Source organism: Pseudoalteromonas sp. GCY, assembly GCF_016695175.1.
GTDB lineage: Bacteria > Pseudomonadota > Gammaproteobacteria > Enterobacterales > Alteromonadaceae > Pseudoalteromonas.
In genome coordinates, this window is sequence record NZ_CP068023.1 from 1,174,167 (window position 1) to 1,192,850 (window position 18,684).

Genomic DNA, 18,684 nt, shown 5'->3' on the forward strand with positions numbered 1-18,684 from the left:
CTCTTTCCTGCCTGTAATTCGATGTAATGGTGTAAGTCAGAAATAGCTTCTACACTGCAGTAATGCTTCATGACTTGAACCACTGCAAAAAGGATTACAACATGTCACATCACTGCAATCAAAACCCCATTGTTTCAGCTGCGATATACCCACCCATTGGAGTAATGCGAGTTGGTAACAGCCCAGATGAATTTTTTATTGGCCCTGAGGTCGATACCGCCATTCCAAGAGACATGAATTACTATCGCGATAGCACGGGAGCGTTGAAGCGCCAAGCCGCGCGTTTTCGTATTTATGGATTGGACGCCGAGGGCAACATCGTCAAAGAACTCACTTGCGACGATGGCGCTTCTATCATTTGGCATGCTCGCTTGGCTAATCAAAAAGCATCTTGGTATGAGTTTCAATTAGCGTTAGATATTCCAGAGGCGGTAGAAGCCGAGCCGAGTTTACTGCGCAACCTCAATGTAAATGACCGTACTAGCTTGCTCATTGATGGTGGAGCGCAGCAGATCAGTGGTGCTGCTTCTGGGGGAGATTGTAGTCGCTTTGAAGGGTACTTTGCCGGTAAAAAAGTTTACTTAGGCGAAATGCGTACCGATGATAAAGGCCGTTTACTTATGCTAGGTGGACATGGGGTGTCAGAGAATCCTCAAGGCCATGAGGCGATCACGTTCGGTAATAATGAAGGTTGGTACGATGATACTTCGGACGGCCCAATAACCGCTGAGGTGAAATATCAAGGCAAAGCACTTGATGTGAAGCCTGCATGGGTTATTTGTGCGCCACCAGATTACGCGCCAATGCAAAAATCTCCGCGAACCATGTGGGATCTAATGCGTCAGGTTGCAGTTGATGCCAAGATGCTACCTGCACCTAAGGGTAAGCCTTCATTTAGTAAAGACATTCTGCCAATTTTCCAAAGGTTAACCGATTTACAATGGGTTAATGCGGGATTTGCCGCAGGGTTTGGCTGGAATAGCCCATTTGATTTTACTTCAGAGACTTGGATCAGCCGTTTAAATGACAACTCACGCACATGGCAAGAAGCAAGACGTAATCTCTTTAATAACTTTAGACAGATAGAAAAAGTCACCACGGCGGATGAAAAACATAGTTGGGATCCTAAATTTGCCGCTACCGCACCGCAGTTGTGGCCTTGGTTGTACGGCGATGCGATGAGTGTAGATGCCGATGACTCGCCAAGGCAGTTTGTCACCCTGACAGAAATTCAGTTGAATATGTTACAGCAGTGGTCGAATGGCGAATTTGATTCTGATTACGACCCTTGTTATCGCCCCCCAACCAGCATTGATGAAATTCCGGTTGCTGAGCAACCAGAGATGTTAACTAAAGCGGCGATGGAGTTCTGTTTAGCGGATGCTTTCCACCCTGGATGTGAAATGACTTGGCCAATGCGTACAGCGGGCATGTATAGCGAGGCTTTCCGTCTTAAGCATTCAGAAGATACTGCACCGACCCACGGCACCAATTATGGCGTGGAAATGACATCAGAAATCGCGCTGCATTCGAGCGGGCCGTTAAAAACGGGGCAGGTTGCTGGTGGCATTACGCGTTGGATGGCCATTCCTTGGCAAACAGACACCGCCAGTTGTCGCGATGGCTACAATGAAGCTTACGACCCTTATTTACCGACCTTTTGGCCTGCACGAGTGCCAAATAATATGCTTAGCGAGCAAAATTATCACCGGGTAGTCGATGAAACTAAGCCATTTGCAGAGCGACAAGCAGCATTTAATGACAGGGAGCTGTGGCTAAACGATTTACCGATAGGCCCTTCAACCAACTATATTGAGCAGATCAACAGTATGATCACTGGGTTTGGTCAATTGGCGGTGGTATTACCGAAAACAGAAAAAGGCGTAACTGGTTTTCCAACCACCATGCAAGTAGGATTGACACCAGCCAAAGCGGATCACAAAGCAGAAAAACTGCTGACAGCAAGCAGTAATGAAAGCATGCGAGATTGTCGCCCTGATTTGTCACAAACCGACAAAGCACATCGCCGGAATCGCAGATAATAATGGCTAATATGGCTGAAAGGAAATCGGATATTGTAATTGTAGGTGCAGGCATTGCAGGATGCATTGCTGCACTTGCTTTGCATCCTCACTATCAGGTGATAGTAGTCGATAAGCTCGCCGCAGCTAAAGACAAAGTGGGCGAGTGTTTACCGCCAGCGGCGTCTAGAATTCTCAAAAAGCTTAACTTGTTGCACTTACTACAAAGCCCGGAACATCTCACTTGTCACGGTATGATTTCGTTTTGGGGTAGTGAATCGCCTACCATAGTGGATAACGTTAAAAACCCCGATGGTTTGGGGTGGCACATTCATCGGCAGCATTTTGAACAGCAGCTTCGTGATCAATTAGTGCTTCGTGGTATCCCTTTGTTATCTTCTACAAAGCTCACTGATGTGGTGCAAGCACAATCAGGGTGGCAAGTTAGGGTTGAAGGCTGCGACACTGACATGTCTATCACGACAACACTGCTTATTGATGCCACCGGTCGCGCCTGTCATCTGGCGAGGCGACTCGGTGCAAAACTACAACAGTTTGATAAGCAAATGGCACTGTGGCTTACCGCAGAGGTTGCCACTACGAAACAGTTTGCGGTGATAAGCGATGAAGAAAATGGCTGGTGGTATAGTGCGCCGAGCTCGGCATGCTCTTCACTCGACCCTAATATGCAGCCTCGGGTGTTTTCTTGGCAGGCTTGCGCTGATGCGATCAGAAAGTGCAACATCACCAACGCTCGAGATTTTTTGGCCAAAGTAAAGCAGGTGAGGGGATTTAACACCTTAGTGGACTTGGTGAATATAGAAACAGCACACCTGCGCCCAATGGTAAGTGCAAATTCGGCCCGTTTGGATAGTTGCGCAGCAAAAGGCTGGTATGCGGTGGGTGATGCGAGCATGAGTTTTGATCCGCTCTCTTCGCAAGGCATGTTGCATGCCATGACCAGCAGCATGCAACTTGCGGATATGCTGCTGTTGCACGGCATGGATTACAAACATGGTGCCAAACTATATCAGTCGCAAATGGATAGAGTGTGGATGCGCTACCTTGAGCATCGACAGCACTTTTACGAGGGGTCAAAGTTAATCGGTTAACACGTCACTTATTATTACTTGTTTGGATTAAAGAAGTGTTTGAATCGAAAGAATGCGACAACATCTATAGTGGTGAAACCAATACCATTGCCGCTGGCCGTCAGTTGATTGCGATGCTTAAAATGTCTGAATAAATGTCGCTTAGAAGTGGCAGTGAACACTCACGCACTTGCTGCCATCAGTGGAAGCTGAATATGGGCAATTGCGCCTTGTGCATCCTTACGATTGGTTAAGCTCAGTTTTCCGTTATGCTGCTCAACAATATTTTTAGATAAGATGAGACCAATCCCTTTACCCGCTGCTTTAGTTGTGTAAAAAGGTACAAACAAGTTGTCAGCATTCTTTATTCCATGACCTTCATCGAGTACTTCAATACCTGCAAATTTATGATTGTGATATGCGTTGACGCAAACAGCATTGCTCTCACCCCCAGCTTCCAAGGCATTTTTAATCAGGTTTACAAGTGCCTGCTCAAGTAAGCTTTGATCAATTTGCAGCGTAAAGTCCTGTTCAATGGTTAATCTCACGCGATTGTCGAAAAGCCCTACGAGCGGCGTTAGTAAGTCACTTATGGGTATCGCTTCTATATGCAGTTGATGCTGTTTTGCAACGCTTGCATAGCGATTAACAAATGACATCAGGCCATCGCTGCGCTGCACAATCACGCCAAGCGCTTGTTCAAAATCGGCTTGATTTTCTTGCGTGGTGGGAATTTCTATCAAGGTTTGAGCAAGTGACTTAATCGGCGAGAGAGAATTATGAATCTCGTGGCTGAGTACTCTGATCATTTTTTGCCAAGCGTCGCGCTGAGCTTGACTGACAACCGCTTGCACATCGGTTAGGATCACGAAGTGCGCCTGCATGCCTGCAATGGTAAGCTCGCTATAGCGAAGCTGCCACTCATCACCTAGGGTGGGATGGTTAAAGCGCCAATGTCCACTATGATACTCAAGGCTAAACTTATGCGCTTTTAACAAACGCTGGCTTTGCCATGGTTTGCCAATCCAATTTGAGAAGGCTTCATTGGCATGCACCAGTGCAGTGTCGTTATCGAAAATTGCGATGGGGCTGGGCAGTTGCTCAATGAGTCTAAACAGTAATATGGCTTGGTGGTCTCGCTCTGATTTGAATGATTGCAGCTGCTGACATAATTGCTGTGTTTCTTGCTGCAAACTGTGAAGAATGCCTGAGCTGTCAGAGGTGTAAAAGCGCTGTCCATACTCTTCGTTTTTAATCGCCTCTATGGTGGTTGAGAGGTGATAAAAAGGTTGTATCAGGCGCTGTTTAAAATGATACAGCAGCAGTGCGAGCGGACAAAGTACAAGGACAAAGTAGGTGATAACACTGAGTGTTGAAACCTTAAGGATGACCATAAAAAAAGCGCTGAGCACGGTGAATAGCAACCAAATAACTAGACAAAAAATCTCGATAGCCTGTTCAAAGTTAGGCTTTTTCATAGGCAAGTTCATCGCGTTTTGATATCGAACTTATCAAGGCGACGATATAGCGCACTTTTACTGATCCCAAGTAAAACCGCAGCATCTTCCACATTATCATGGCATTGGCACAGCGCCATTTTAATCAATTTTTGCTCGGCTTGATCTAGCGTCATCATTTCGGGCTCACTCTGCTCTGTGGTTGCCACAGATTTTAAAGAAAGCGCGCTTTCTTCAATTTCAGTGCCATCACACAGCAAAATCGCACGTTCCATCATATGACTAAGTTCACGGATATTACCTGGGAATGAGTAACTTTGTAGTCTTGTTTGTGCCGCGTGAGACAAGGGTTTTACCTCTAATTCATAGGCCGTTGCGTGCTTTTGAATAAAAAAGTTGGCCAGCGGAATTATCTCAGTGCGACGCAAGCGCAGTGGTGGGATCTCAAACTCCATTGTATTTAGTCTGAAATACAGGTCACTACGAAATTGACTTGCTTGTTGTTGCGACTCTAAATCTGCATTAGTTGCGCTAATAATTCTACAGCTTGCATGCTGCGTTTTGCTCGAGCCAACAGCTTCATATTCCCCTGTTTCTAACACTCGTAGGAGCTTCGCTTGTTGAGGCTCTGTGAGTGTGCCGACCTCATCCAAAAATAAAGTTCCTTGCTCAGCCATTGAGAAACGACCTTGTCTATCCTGTTTAGCGTCAGTAAACGCACCTTTCACATGGCCAAACATTTCGCTTTCAAACAGTGACTCTGGAATAGCCGCCATATTGGTACTCACGAAGTTGCCTGTGATGTTACTTTGCTGGTGGATGTAGCTGGCAATCTGTGATTTTCCCGTACCATTTTCCCCTCTAAGCAATATATTCGCTTTGGTTTTGGCAATGCGATCAAGTTGGCTTTTTAGCGCTTGCATCGTTGGGCTTAACCAGAGTAACGCATCAGCATGGTCTACATTTGGCGCTATTTTAGCTGTGGTTTGTTGGGAGGAAGCAGGTTGTTGTTTTGCAGCGATTTGCTTTAGCCCTAAATGCTTTTTCACCATCATTACCACAGCGTGGTTGTCCCAAGGCTTGGCAAAAAAGTCTTTGGCACCGCGCTGCATGGCTTCGACGGCAAGCTCGACGCTTGACCAAGCGGTCATCGCAATAAAGGTTGCGCTGCTTTGACTTGCATACTGACTCAAAAAAGAGAGACCTTCATCGCCGGATGTTGTATCTAATTCATAATTCATGTCTAGCAGTACAATATCAATTTCGTGCGCATTGAGCTGCTTAGCGGCACAATCAAGACTACTACTTTGGAAAATGGTAAAACCGTGGTTTTTTAGTAAAAACTGTAAGCTAAGGCGGATATCGGCCTTGTCATCAACGATTAAAATTGAACCTTGCATAGTGTGTTGTAGGCAAAGAGAGTTTACACGCCACGCTCTGCCTACTCATTCCTGTTGTTATTATTAACTTATTCGTTTCTTAGCGCTTTAATGGGATCTTGCCTTATCACCCTTTGCACCGGTAAATAGCTTGCGATGAGCGCAATCAGCAGCATGATAGGGATTGTCACAATAACGGCGAACCAGCTCACGGAAATAGCTGTTGTGCTTATCTTTGTCAGTATCCCATATCCGAGTGCAACGGTTAATGCACTCACTCCAAGGCCAATCATTACCGGTGTTAGACTCTGCTTGAGCACTTGTGCTATCAGTTTGTGTGTATGTGCGCCCAACGACAAGTGAATGCCAAGCTCATAGCGACGCATTTGTACACTGTAGTTGAGCACGCCGTAGATCCCAGCACCAGCTAGGCTTAAAGTAAGGGCTAATAGGGCGACAGTCAACATTGCTTGCAGCCAAGTTTGTCTTAACCTCTGGGTGAGCATGTCATCTACAGGCTCAAAAAAAGCAAAGTTTAGACTCGGATGAATGACCTTGAGTGCATGAGTTAATTGAGCTTTAGAGAGCTCCGTATTCCCTTTGATAATAAAGGATGTGCTGCCTTCAGTGACCGGCAAGTAATAGCGCTCTAGGGTATAGCCTCGGTTGCCCGTAGGCACGTAAATATCACTCACAACCCCAACCACTTTTCTTGGCACCTCTCTGTCAGCATAGAGGGTTTGACCGATTGGATTTTCATCTTTGTACAAACGCTTAGCGAGTGAGGCCGAGAGAATTATTTCATTGTTGTCTGAGCCTGAGGCCATGATTGGTGTAAACCGGCTTCCTTGCTCAAGTGGTAGTGAAAGCGCAGTGAAACCGTCTTCGTCGTAAAAGGACAAACTGACGATACCGATCAGCGCAATATTTTGGTCATACAAATAATTTTGCCATCCCATTTGCAAAGGCGAAGTATAACTTGCCGATACCGATGCGATGCTCGCTTGATTGGCTAAAAGCTGTTTGATTTGTTTGCCAAGCTCAAAGTTATCGATTTCTGTGGCACTGCCATCGATACGGACATAGTACAAATGCTCAGTATCAAACGTGCAGGAACCTTGCTTTCATGATTGCTAGCTGAAAGCTCTAATTGCCAATAATCAAGATCCAACTCATAAAATCCAATCATGCCTAGTAGTTTTTTCATCAACTCAAAATTATCACTTTGATGATAAGGCTGATCTATCAAGGCTAGCTCTACAACGGAAAAGCTTGAGCTGGGAAATTTACTCTCAATATACTGGGCAAGCTGATCTGCAAACTCAAAAAAGGTATTGTTCTTCCTATATCTTTCATCTATGGATATATAGTCAATAACAACTATATTTTCTTCAACAAAATAGGTTAGTTGAGTATAGCCAATAACTATTTCATTATTTGAAAAAACAAGGACATGGAACTCATCATCAAACTTTTTGTTATAGTTATCTAGCCAATAAGTAATTGTATTAGTTTCCGTTCTAAGAGCAGGGTGTGTGTACCTAGAGTATATCGATAATCCTTCGATATACTTTTGATCTTTAGAGCTCACAACTCTTTCTAACGAATAGTGTGAATTGAGATTCATAATTAGTAGTTATCCTTACTAACTAGCAATTCGTTTCCTTACATTGGCTTTAGTGATCTTCTTTTGCAGAGCATTGTCGGTAACATGGGTATAAATTTCCGTGGTTGAGATACTACTATGTCCGAGCAACCGTTGAACGAAGCGAATATCGAGGCCTGATTCAAGTAGTTCGCATGCAGCACTGTGCCTTAGCATATGTGGAGTGACTTTGAGTTGGGTGTATGCTTGTTGGCTGAGTTTCTTGATCAGTTTGCGTAAAAACTGCGTTGAGGCGGGCTCCCCGCGGCTATTAATCAGTAAATAATTGCAACTGGGTGAGCAAATAGTACGGCTTTCAATATAGTTCTTGAGTAATTTGGCTATTTCTTGGTCGGTGAGATACACAAATCGTTCTCTGGCTCCCTTACCTAAGATTTTAATCTTTTTTTCGTTGATATAGATGTCAGTTAAACAAATTCCAGCAAGCTCAGATACTCGGATCCCTGTGCTAATCATAAGTTCTAAAGCGATGAGTGAAGTAAATTCATTTAGCAGACGCTTTTGACTGACACTATATGTGTTTGATGACTCTATCCATAAGCTTTTACAGTTTTTTCTGGCTTGTTTGAGCAAGCGTTTCAAGTCTGAGTGTGGTACGTTTCTTGGCAATCTTTTGGGTAGCTTAATGTCTAGCTGAAATTTATGAAAAGGATTAAGCTCGATGAATTCCTCACGTTCAAGCCATTGGAACATGGCCCTTACACACGCCATTTTTCGCTTTATTGATGTGTTTGATAGCTCGGAATCAACCAGAAATTGATGGAACCGCGATAAGTCTACTTTGCTAATATCTTTAATGCTTTTATTTTCATCAAGTGCTTGCATAAACTGCTTTAAGTCAATTTGATATGCTTTCAAGGTGTGATCTGAGAGTTTACGTTTATCTTTACACAGGGAAATGAACTGTTGAGAAAGTTGGTTTATTGATTGCACCGCGATAAGTCTACTTTTGCTAATACCTAATTTAGTGACCGTATTAGAACAGATTGTTGATAAAAACAGTATACAATCAATGGATTTAAAGGAATGTAGAATACAAGCGTGTTGTTAAATAGGCTCCAAATCGGAGCCTCGGTATTATGACAATAATTGTTTATTCATTAATCTGCATTTGTTCAAAGAGCGTATGGTAGTCTTCTAGATGCCAATTTTTAGTAATTTTCTCACCATCAACGTAGTAAACATCGACAGCTCGGAAATCAATGGCTTGACCTGCTCCTTGGTGCTCACCAAATTGGCCGCTGAAGTGTCCAAAGAAACGTAGTCGTACCGTGACAAATGAACCACTGACTAGTAAATGTTCGACTTCTGCTTTCAGGTCTGGCACTGCGCGACGAAATCCTGATGAGGCTTCTAGCACGCCTTTCAAGCCTTGCTTTCTACCTCTTGGTAATGTCATATCAGTAAATGTGTTACTTAGTGCCTGTCTCGCAAACTTAGTGTCTCCACTGTGCCAAAAAGCAGCGTACTGCAATGCGGCATTCGCGGCTATTTGACATTGTGCTGAGTCACAAATTTGCGCAACCTTTGCTACGGGTAACTCCTCATTGGGTGCTGCTAATGCTATAGTCGCACTGACACTTAGCGTTAAAATTAAAGCATGTTTAATCATTACCTAGCACCTCTAAAACACGCGTTCTGGGTTGGTTGGTACGTCTTGCTGTTTTAGGGTCCATTTCGCTATGTCTATTTTGCGCATAAACTTAACCTTTGGATGCGATTTAGCGTAGCGAATAAATTCGTCAAGTGCTTTTACGCGAGCAGGGCTGCCTGCGAGCCTGTCGTGTGCGCTGATAGACATCATACGGCGCTGGGATTTTCCTTCTTCATAAAGCACATCAAACTCGTCCTTTAACTCTTGCAAATAGGCTTTTGCTGTCATTGCGGAGCTGCCACCGTAGCGCACGATATCGTTGTTTCTAAAGGTGTAGGGTACAACTACGAAAGGCTTGCCATTGACCGGGGTAAACGAAGGCTCATCCCGAGATAAGTCATCAATATGATAGATAAATCCAAGGGACTGCAAAATAGTTAAAGTTTGCTCAGAATGGCGCATCCAAAATGCATTAAAGCCTTTTGGTCTTTGGCCGGTGATTTTTTCAAGCACATCTGCACTGTGAATATAAGATGCACGTTCTTCTTCGGGTGTCATCGAGTATTGTGGTGTCCAGTTTTGTCCATGACCTGAAACTTCATGCCCTTTTTGAGCCACCATTTTGGCAAGTTCAGGATTGAGCTCAGCAGCTTTTCCTACCATGTGGGACGTCACTTTGATGTTGTGTTTGTCCCAAAGATTAAGCAATCTTGGGATCCCTTCATTCATGCCATACTGATACCAAGTAGGAGCGACGGTGTCGGGATAGCCCGCTTCTTGCTGAGGAAATGGCCCGGGATCGCTTTGGTCTTGTGCGGTTGCTTCAAACTGCATGGAGATAGAGATCACCAATTGAGCATCATCAGGCCAGTAATGGCCAGACTCTACTTCGGTGCCTTGGGCTGTGCCTGCAAGCAGGGCGATTGCTGTTAGTAGTGCTCGAATACTTGTGGTCAATGTGGTACGCATGGTTATTCTCCTGCGGCTCTTGGGCCTGCATACACAGAAAGTGTTGCCTGCGCTAAGCTATGCTGGTGGATAAAAAATCCAGTAAGTGGTGCTGTTGCACCAGCTGGCACGGGGAGTGTATCTACATCTAGTGCATGCACGGTAAAGGTGTATTTATGTTTGCGACCAATAGGCGGGCATGGGCCAAAGTACCCAGGCTTTCCTAAATCCGTATTACCTTCAATGGCTTGGCTTGGTAAAGTTTCTGCAAGCCTAGTCGTGTCTTTGGGCAGGTTATACACTTGCCAGTGCCAAAATCCGCTGCCAGTTGGCGCGTCTTGATCGTAAAACGTCACCGCAAAGCTCTTGGTGTGTATAGGTGCATTTGACCAAACTAAGGTTGGCCGTGTGCTGTTTCCCTCGCAGCCAAATTGATCCCAGTATTGAAATGGCCGAATAGATTGTTCAGCAACAAGATCTGGGCTTTCTAGTGTAAACTCAGGTGCTGAAATTGCATTGGTTGCACCGAGTAATGCCATGGAGGCTAGGGATAAGTTCAGTAATAATGGTTTCATATTGCACCTTTTGCTCTTAATTGTTGAAAATCTGCATAGTCGGTGTAGCCCTGCTCGCTACCACCAAACAAAGGCGCATCAGGGTTGATTGGACTCAAAGGCAATTGATGAGTTAGGCGGTATACGAGGTCTGGGTTGGAGATAAACTTGCGACCAAAAGCCACAAAGTCAACTAGACCTTGTTCAATAAGGGCTTCGGCTTGCTCTGGTTCGTAATTTCCCGCCACAATAATGGCGCCGTGGAATTTTCTTCTTAGTGCTTGCCTAAAACTCTCCGTCACGACCGGTGCATCATCCCAGTCCGCTTCTGCTAAGTGCACATAGGCAATGCCTAAGCGGTTAAAGTGCTCCGCGGCGAGCAAAATAGTATCAATGGCCTCTTCGTCTTGCATGCCACGTTGAGTAATAAAAGGCGCTAATCGGATCCCTACTTTTTCAGGTCCAATTGCTTGGCTAATCGCGGTGATAACTTCAACCGCAAAGCGAATTCGGTTTTCCTTCGAGCCACCATATTGATCATGACGTTGATTAGAGCTGCGGCGTAAAAATTGGTCGATTAAGTAGCCATTACCAGCGTGGATCTCGACGCCATTAAACCCTGCTATCATGGCATTCTCAGCCGCATGGACATAATCTTCGACTATGCTCTGTATTTCTTGGGTTGCCAGTGCACGTGGTGTCGGGCAATCGACCATTTCACCCACTCCTTTTTCATTGACCACCCACACTTGCGCGTCTGGCGCGAGTGCTGAGGGAGCGACGGGTTGGCCATCTTCATGAAAAGTCGAGTGAGACATACGGCCGACATGCCAAAGCTGACAGAAAATACGGCCACCTTTTTGCTGTACTGCATGAGTGATTTCCTTCCATCCTGCAACCTGCGAAGCAGTATAAATTCCGGGAGTAAATGAATACCCTTTGCCCTGACAAGAGATTTGTGTGGCTTCACTAATGATAAGCCCTACCGAAGCACGTTGGGCGTAGTACCTTGCCATCAACTGGTTTGGAATATCTCCCGGTTGTGTTGTCCGCGAGCGGGTCATTGGTGCCATCAAAATGCGGTTTGGTAAGATTAAATTACCGAGTTTTTTCTGCGTAAATAACAATGGATCAGACATAGTATTCTCCTAATTATTGGACAAGTGAGTTGATGTGGCGTGGAAACAGCACTTCAATTTTTAGAGATTCAGGTGCAAAGATAAAAACCTGATGCTCATTGCTAACGGGGACATCTCGTTCCACGTAGCGAACGCCAAAACGCTCTAGTCGGGCGATTAACCCTGGATAATCGTCACCACGAAATGCAATATGATCTATGTTGCTAGTACCCATGCTTGCGGTTTGCACAGAGCCAAGGTATTTAGCCTGTGCTTGGGTATGTGGTGATTGTTCAACCAGATGAATGAAAGGTTGCTGTTGGTCGCCATAGAACCACTTTCCTGGAAATGGAAAAGGTGGACGTAAGCCTTCTTTAAGCCTAAGCACTTGCTCAAAAAAGGTTGCCATCTTTGCCATATCATTTGCTCTAAACAAAAAGTGATCTAACTGCATGGTGTGTTACCTCCATTGGTGTTAGCGATTTATGCGTTGAGAACAGTCTATTTGTTTATTAATATTTGATAATTGGCTTTTATATAAAATTACTTTTCACAAAAGGTGAATAATGAAAAGCAAAGCAGACGATATGGCGCTTTTTGTTCAAGTGGTGCGCTCTGATGGCTTAGCTGCGGCAGGGCGAGTATTAGGGCTTTCTCCAGCGAGCATGACCGCACGGATCAATGCACTTGAAGCGCACTATAAAACCCGTTTACTGACTCGAAACACTAGAAGTATCAAACTGACAGAAGCGGGAGAGCGGTTTTACCAGGGCTGTGTGCGAGTTATTGAGGAGGTTGCGGCGGCGGAAGCGTTACTGCAAGATGCCGATCCTGATTTGAGAGGCACACTCAAAATTGCAGCAAGCTCAGACTTTGGCCGTCAGTACGTGGTTCCCGCCGTTGCGGAGTTTGCCACGCAGCATCCACAGGTGGTGGTTAACTTGAGCTTAGGGGAGGGCTTAGTCAAATTAGTTGAGTCTGGCACTGATATCGCCATTCGTTATGGTAATTTAAATGATAGCAGCTTGATATCTCGGCCTCTGTTAAACAACCGCAGAATGCTGGTAGCCGCTCCAAACTATCTCGAACAGTATGGTACACCAGATTGCTATCAAGCATTACAGCAACATCGCTGTTTAGTACTGGAAAGAGCGGGACAGGCGCTAAACGATTGGTATTTTATCGACAGAGACACGCAAGCAACCATCATTGAAACCGTGCCTACCTGTTTAGTGAGTTCAGATGGAGAAGTATTGCGAAACTGGGCCATTCAAGGGCTTGGGATCACCATCAAATCATGGCTGGATGTTCACAAAGATATTAAAGCGGGGCGATTGGTGGAGTTGTTGCCAACTCAAACATTGGGATTTAGTCCAACAGACTCAGACAAAGTCGCGCTGCAAGCGATTTATCCATCTAGGCAGTTTCAACCTCGCCAAGTCAAAGCATTTTTGACCTTTTTTAGCGAGTATTTACAACAAATGCATGATTGATTTTATTTCATTGGAGTCTAACGAATTAGCCGTGCGTAAGTGATAAAGATATGCATAATAAACGCTTATATTTAAACTAACTCAAGAGGTTCAAGGATGGCAATTGGCAATATTAAACACGTAATTTTTGACGTAGGTAACGTATTTGTAAGGTGGTCTCCAGAGGAGATAGTTCGGCTTACCTTTGGTAACCAATGCGACGTTGAGAGTCTAGCTAAGCAGCTGTTCCACAGTGAGATTTGGTTCGCGATTAATCGAGGCGAACTGACTGAAGCAGACACGAAGCACGCTTTTATGCAAACCTGTCACTTAACCTCTGAGCAAGCTGACGAACTGTTCTTTTATATTAAAGAATCACTGATCCCACTTTATGGCACGCTTGCACTGATGCAGCGTCTAAAGGCGGCTGGATATAGTGCATATGCCCTAACCGATAATGTGCACGAGATTGTGAGCCACCTAAAAGCGCGTCATACTTTCTGGCAACACTTTGACGGAGAAATTATTTCTGCTGAGCTTGGCTGTATGAAGCCCGGCAAAGCTATTTTTACTCACTTACTGGAGCGCTACCAACTGGCGGCAGGTGACTGTGTTTTTCTTGATGATGTCTTAGCGAATGTTGAAGGTGCAAAGCAGGTCGGATTACATGGTATTCAGTTCTTTAATGCGGCGCAAGCTGAGCGCGAGTTGTGTGAGCTAGGATTGGTGTTTTAATCAGGTCGAGACTCCAAAATAGGCCCAAGTACGGGCCTAAAAAGAATTAATCACACATATACTGTCTATTGGTGAAAGCGCAGTCGTGATCACCATAACAAGAGATAGCACCTGTACGGCAATCGTGGCGGTTAGTCGGTACACAGTCCAAATCAGTCAAACGGTTTACACCACCACCAATTTGGGGAGTCGCTTGTGGTGTAATAGCTTGAGCATTATTTAAGTTTTTAAGCGGCTTTTTATTTAGTTTAATTTTCATTTTTCATTTCCTTTGTGTGGTAAGAAAGTATATTAACAGCGAAGGGAACCACAGTTATAGCAAGAACCAAATGCTTTCGTGTTGCATAACTCGGTTATTTCTCGGTCACAACCGGCGGTTAAATAACCCCCCGCGATGTTTGGTGTTTGGGCTTTTTCCAAGCCTGCAGTATGGTTCAGTTGTTTTATCTTTCTTTTTGTTAGTGTTAATTTCATCTTATTTTCCTTATTGTGAAAGCTTGAATTGTCGTACAAAAAATAAACTACACTGTTGACTGTACCCAACATAAATTATTTGTCAAATATGTTTTTTAAAGGTTAAATTTATGATTTTCTCAATTGCCTTGTTTTAACCCTGTGTAACTTCAACGCTCGATGACAAGCTGCTTTTTAGCCTTGAGTGCGGCAACTATGGTGTAACGTACATTTGCACTGCTAGTTGCCCAACGCATCGATATTGTTTGGTCTTTTTAATCATGCAACACTGCAACATGAGAATAATTAAAGAACGGGATAAAGATGCGTAAATTAACAGCCTTGGTGTGGTCTTGCTCTGTTTCCTTGTGCGTGGGTGTTGCGTTTGGTAACACGGCGCAAGCTGACGAGTCACCAATATTTAGTTCTAAAGCCACAGCACAGCCAATATGGGCTGAACACGGTATGGTATCTAGCCAAGAGGCACTTGCCAGTCAGGTTGGTGTGGAGATTTTAAAGCAAGGTGGCAATGCCGTAGATGCGGCTGTCGCAGTAGGTTTTAGCCTTGCCGTGACCCTGCCAAGGGCCGGAAATATCGGCGGCGGTGGCTTTATGCTAGTGCATCTGGCAAAAGAGAGTAAAACCATTGCGATTGATTATCGCGAAATGGCGCCCAGCCGTGCGCACAAAGATATCTTTATTGATGAAAACGGTGATGTAAACCCAAAGCTAAGCCTTCAGCACGGCCTTGCGGTGGGCGTTCCCGGAACGGTTATGGGAATGGAGTTAGCACTCGAGAAATACGGCACCATGACACTTAGCCAAGTTATTCAGCCTGCAATTAAATTAGCACGTGATGGCATTAAAGTGACCTCTGATTTAGCCAATTCGCTTTCTCATAGCTATATAAAAGAACGAATGCTTAGTGTACCGGCGTCTAAAGCTGTGTTTTATAAAAAAGATGGTAGCAGCTACAAGCCAAATGAATGGTTGGTGCAGGCTGACTTGGCTCACTCTTTGGAACTCGTTGCCGAAAAAGGCAGCGCGGGCTTTTATCAGGGCGAGACAGCAAAGAAAATTGTTGCTGCGGTAGAAGCGGCTGGTGGCATTATGTCGCTGGATGACTTAAAAGGCTATAAAGCGGTAGAGCGTGAGCCGGTAAAAGGCACATACCGCGGCTACGACATCGTTTCTATGCCGCCACCTTCATCTGGTGGTGTGCATATCATAGAGATGCTGAACATGCTGGAGCAATATCCTATTGGTGAGCTTGGGCATAATAGCGCTGCTACCGTCCATTTAATGGCTGAGGTCATGAAGCGTGCGTATGCTGACCGCAGTGAATATTTGGGCGACCCCGATTTCTACGACGTACCCGTTAAAGCATTGGTGGATAAGCAATATGCAAAGCAGCGTAGTAAGCAAATAAGCGCAGACAAAGCGACGCCAAGCCGCGAGATTAAGCCCGGTAAATTATTACCTTATGAGAGTAACCAAACCACGCATTATTCTGTGGTAGATAAGTGGGGCAATGCGGTGAGTAACACTTATACGCTTAACTTTAGCTATGGCTCAGGTATTGTGGCGGCTGGCACAGGCATTCTACTTAACAACGAAATGGATGATTTCTCGGCAAAACCAGGTACACCAAACGGTTTTGGCTTGGTTGGTGGCGAAGCTAATGCTGTTGAAGGAAAGAAGCGTCCTCTGAGTTCGATGACTCCCACGATTGTAATGAAAGAGGGTAAACCCTTTTTGGTAACGGGTAGCCCTGGTGGCTCGCGTATTATCACCACCACGCTGCAAATCATTATGAATGTTATTGATCATGGCTTGAACATCGCTGAAGCAACAGTGGCTCCGCGTATTCACCACCAATGGTTACCAGATGAAATTCGGATTGAACGTAGCTTAAATGTGGATACTCGACGCCTACTTGAAAGCAAAGGACACACACTTTCAGAGCAGAATGCGATGGGCTCAACCCAGTCAATCATGCTTACCGATAAAGGTCTATTTGGTTCCTCAGATCCAAGGCGCGCAGATAGCGCTGCGGTGGGATACTAATACCAATTGAATTAATTCTCTAATCAATTTGAAGGGTGAAATAGCATATTAGCTTCGTTAAAAATTTCTCATTTAGAACAACTAAATAGCAAAATTTTTGCCTTGCTACTAAAGCTATTTCCCCGCTTCAAGATAGATCATTTACTTAATACAACTGGTATAATATCCTGATTTCCATTGAGTCTTAAGTGTAATTCAAATCGAGTAGGGGCGAGATGCCCCTTTTCTATGCGCTTTCTTTGATTAAATACTCTGGCAGCGGCCAATTCATGACGACAACTTCGCCTTGCCAAGTTTCTATCGTCAGCCAAACCCTGTCGTCTTTTGATAATGTTTTCTTTGCTAAAGCATGTACGTGTTGACCGTGTTTTGTGCCGTGAAGGATCCCGAGCTCATGCTCCACAAGCTGTGCAAGTGGCATCGCGTTGGGGCCGATATTGAGATAGCCTTGGCGTACAGAATCAACATCGCCTTTATTAAATAGCAATAAGAAGTCTTTGACGTATAAGTTATCGTGGATGTATGGCGGCTTTTCGTCAAAAGGCATCGGCGTGATGCTGTACTTTCCAAGTGTTTGCTCCACCAATGGAGCGGGAAATTCTGGATGTAATGATTGATAATAAAACCAAGCTGGCAACACCAGTAATAGAGCATTTAACCAATATTTATTGTGTTGTATAAAGCGTTTGACTGCATTCATGGCGATTTACCCTTGCTGTACTTTTAGTTGTCTTGCATTGCTCCGTTCTTGGCTACGCGCGCGTTTGGTCCGAAGCTGATACATGATAAATCCGGTGACTGACATCCCGGATAAAATACAGCCAAAAATAAACCAGATGACTTTTGTCCAGATCCCTCCAATTGTGCCGTAGTGCAGTGGATCTGTGATGTGCATAACCGTTTGTAAGCCTGTCATTGAATCAGGGTTTGCATGATGAACGAGAGTATCATTCCAAGTGTTGTAGGCAATATTAATGCTGTAATCGTCATAGAGTACGTAGTCGTTTGCGCCACTGATTTTGAGCGTATCGCGGTTATGCTCAGGTAGCATGATGTAACTTGGACGAAAGTCAGTGTACAGCTGTTGAATTTCACCGAGCGCTAGGTCAACACTGGTCTCTACTGCATTCGCGTTTATTGTAGAGTTGGGTATATCCGCTGCATTTAATGTTTCATGATGTTCGAGTTCAACACCTGCATGCCACAGCACCGCTTGCGTTAAATACCACAGTCCGGTGAGGCTCATTACGGCCATAAACCAAAGTGACCATACTCCACTGAGTTTATGAATGTCAGCGGCAAGCGTACGACCTCCTTGTGATTTACGCAGCTTAAACTGAAAAAATGCCAACCAAAACTTTTTGTATACCACCAGACCTGTGATCAACGCGCCCAATAGGATCAGTGACATAAACGCCACCAAATAGTAACCAACACTGTAGCCGTTTTGCCATGGAAATAGCAGCCAGCCATGTAATGAGCGCATAAAGTTAATAAACGTATTGCCGTCATTTATTTCCTGAACAGCGCCGGTGTACTGGTTTACGTATGCAAGCGCATAGGGTTTGTCAACGTCGGTAAACATCACCACATAGGTTAAATAGGGTTCTCTCACATTGAGCCCCATGACATCTGCACTTGGGTGCTTATCCTTAAACGCGCGTAACACTGAGCCCGCTGACAACTCACTTACCTGGCTGGGGTTATGTGCCCGAGAATCAGGGTTAGTAAGCCATGTAAGTTCATGGCTGAAAACGGAAATAGTACCTGTGATACAAATAAAGCAAAACAGTAGCCATATTGGCAGTGAAAACCAACCATGCAACTGAAACCAAAATTTGTTGCTTATTTTCTTTGCCATTGTGTGTTCCTAGTTTTTGAATGACGGCGACAAATTAAAACTGAGGGAGTATTTGCGCAAAAATGTAAATAAAGTATATCTTTTTAAAAGTGTAAATGGCAATTATATTCATTTGGATGTGCGTTAAATGGCATGTTTTATTCGTTTAGCGGTTTATCTTACTTGTTTCTTTTATAGGAAAGTTGTTTTAAATTAGTTGTTTACCGATTTTGGGGGCGTTCCTTAAATCTGGTTCGAAACTGGTTGTAATTCATTTTAATGTTATTGC

The 18,684-nt window shown here is 44.5% G+C and carries 19 protein-coding genes; 5 read left to right on the top strand and 14 right to left on the bottom strand.

The window, feature by feature from the left end; all coding sequences use genetic code 11:
- The first annotated feature begins 101 nt into the window (after positions 1-101).
- Entirely contained in the window at positions 102-2,042 is a 1,941-nt protein-coding gene (locus JJQ94_RS10425; protein WP_099031057.1) for a LodA/GoxA family CTQ-dependent oxidase, read from the top strand.
- A 2-nt stretch (positions 2,043-2,044) separates the two neighbouring features.
- Positions 2,045-3,133 (top strand): NAD(P)/FAD-dependent oxidoreductase, encoded by a 1,089-nt coding sequence (locus JJQ94_RS10430; protein ID WP_236596581.1) that lies wholly within the window; start codon positions 2,045-2,047, stop codon positions 3,131-3,133.
- Between the two features lie 161 nt (positions 3,134-3,294).
- Here the strand turns inward: JJQ94_RS10430 and JJQ94_RS10435 are convergent, their stop codons facing one another.
- The 10 genes from JJQ94_RS10435 to JJQ94_RS10480 form a co-directional block, all read right to left on the bottom strand.
- Complete coding sequence (locus JJQ94_RS10435; RefSeq protein ID WP_236596582.1) at positions 3,295-4,590, bottom strand: sensor histidine kinase; 1,296 nt, start codon at positions 4,588-4,590, stop codon at positions 3,295-3,297.
- Between the two features lie 8 nt (positions 4,591-4,598).
- The gene (locus JJQ94_RS10440) at positions 4,599-5,969 is read right to left on the bottom strand and encodes a sigma-54-dependent transcriptional regulator (protein WP_099031059.1); all 1,371 of its coding nucleotides are present in this window, start codon (positions 5,967-5,969) and stop codon (positions 4,599-4,601) included.
- Between the two features lie 68 nt (positions 5,970-6,037).
- Positions 6,038-7,039, bottom strand: a complete 1,002-nt coding sequence (locus JJQ94_RS10445; protein WP_236596583.1) for an ABC transporter permease — start codon at positions 7,037-7,039, stop codon at positions 6,038-6,040.
- Positions 6,961-7,575, bottom strand: coding sequence for a hypothetical protein (locus JJQ94_RS10450; protein ID WP_236596584.1), 615 nt, complete (start codon positions 7,573-7,575; stop codon positions 6,961-6,963). The genes JJQ94_RS10445 and JJQ94_RS10450 overlap by 79 nt, the downstream gene beginning before the upstream one ends.
- 18 nt (positions 7,576-7,593) lie before the next feature.
- Positions 7,594-8,547: a tyrosine-type recombinase/integrase gene (locus JJQ94_RS10455; RefSeq protein ID WP_099031060.1), complete on the bottom strand. Its 954-nt coding sequence runs from the start codon at positions 8,545-8,547 to the stop codon at positions 7,594-7,596.
- 160 nt (positions 8,548-8,707) lie between these two features.
- Complete coding sequence (locus JJQ94_RS10460; protein WP_099031061.1) at positions 8,708-9,226, bottom strand: ester cyclase; 519 nt, start codon at positions 9,224-9,226, stop codon at positions 8,708-8,710.
- Between the two features lie 12 nt (positions 9,227-9,238).
- Positions 9,239-10,177 (bottom strand): polysaccharide deacetylase family protein, encoded by a 939-nt coding sequence (locus tag JJQ94_RS10465; RefSeq protein WP_099031062.1) that lies wholly within the window; start codon positions 10,175-10,177, stop codon positions 9,239-9,241.
- A 2-nt stretch (positions 10,178-10,179) separates the two neighbouring features.
- The gene (locus JJQ94_RS10470) at positions 10,180-10,731 is read right to left on the bottom strand and encodes a YbhB/YbcL family Raf kinase inhibitor-like protein (RefSeq protein WP_099031063.1); all 552 of its coding nucleotides are present in this window, start codon (positions 10,729-10,731) and stop codon (positions 10,180-10,182) included.
- Positions 10,728-11,849, bottom strand: coding sequence for an alkene reductase (locus JJQ94_RS10475; protein WP_099031064.1), 1,122 nt, complete (start codon positions 11,847-11,849; stop codon positions 10,728-10,730). The genes JJQ94_RS10470 and JJQ94_RS10475 overlap by 4 nt, the downstream gene beginning before the upstream one ends.
- A 13-nt stretch (positions 11,850-11,862) precedes the next feature.
- A complete protein-coding gene (locus tag JJQ94_RS10480) occupies positions 11,863-12,282 on the bottom strand; it encodes a VOC family protein (RefSeq protein WP_099031065.1) in 420 nt (139 codons plus the stop codon).
- A gap of 112 nt (positions 12,283-12,394) precedes the next feature.
- Between JJQ94_RS10480 and JJQ94_RS10485 the strand changes: the two genes are divergently transcribed.
- Positions 12,395-13,321 (top strand): LysR family transcriptional regulator, encoded by a 927-nt coding sequence (locus tag JJQ94_RS10485; protein ID WP_099031066.1) that lies wholly within the window; start codon positions 12,395-12,397, stop codon positions 13,319-13,321.
- A 96-nt stretch (positions 13,322-13,417) separates the two neighbouring features.
- Positions 13,418-14,035: an HAD family hydrolase gene (locus JJQ94_RS10490; protein WP_099031067.1), complete on the top strand. Its 618-nt coding sequence runs from the start codon at positions 13,418-13,420 to the stop codon at positions 14,033-14,035.
- Positions 14,036-14,081: 46 nt separating this feature from the next.
- Here JJQ94_RS10490 and JJQ94_RS10495 read toward each other — a convergent pair whose 3' ends face one another.
- Entirely contained in the window at positions 14,082-14,294 is a 213-nt protein-coding gene (locus tag JJQ94_RS10495; RefSeq protein ID WP_010369567.1) for a hypothetical protein, read from the bottom strand.
- Between the two features lie 32 nt (positions 14,295-14,326).
- Positions 14,327-14,509, bottom strand: coding sequence for a hypothetical protein (locus tag JJQ94_RS10500; protein WP_010604114.1), 183 nt, complete (start codon positions 14,507-14,509; stop codon positions 14,327-14,329).
- A 303-nt stretch (positions 14,510-14,812) separates the two neighbouring features.
- Between JJQ94_RS10500 and ggt the strand changes: the two genes are divergently transcribed.
- Positions 14,813-16,555 (top strand): gamma-glutamyltransferase, encoded by a 1,743-nt coding sequence (gene ggt, locus JJQ94_RS10505; RefSeq protein ID WP_099031068.1) that lies wholly within the window; start codon positions 14,813-14,815, stop codon positions 16,553-16,555.
- Between the two features lie 226 nt (positions 16,556-16,781).
- Here ggt and JJQ94_RS10510 read toward each other — a convergent pair whose 3' ends face one another.
- Positions 16,782-17,255 carry a hypothetical protein gene (locus tag JJQ94_RS10510; RefSeq protein WP_099031069.1) on the bottom strand — a complete coding sequence of 158 codons (474 nt, stop codon included), beginning with the start codon at positions 17,253-17,255 and terminating at the stop codon, positions 16,782-16,784.
- Positions 17,256-17,261: 6 nt separating this feature from the next.
- Positions 17,262-18,416, bottom strand: coding sequence for a PepSY-associated TM helix domain-containing protein (locus JJQ94_RS10515; protein ID WP_099031070.1), 1,155 nt, complete (start codon positions 18,414-18,416; stop codon positions 17,262-17,264).
- Between the last annotated feature and the right edge of the window lie 268 nt (positions 18,417-18,684).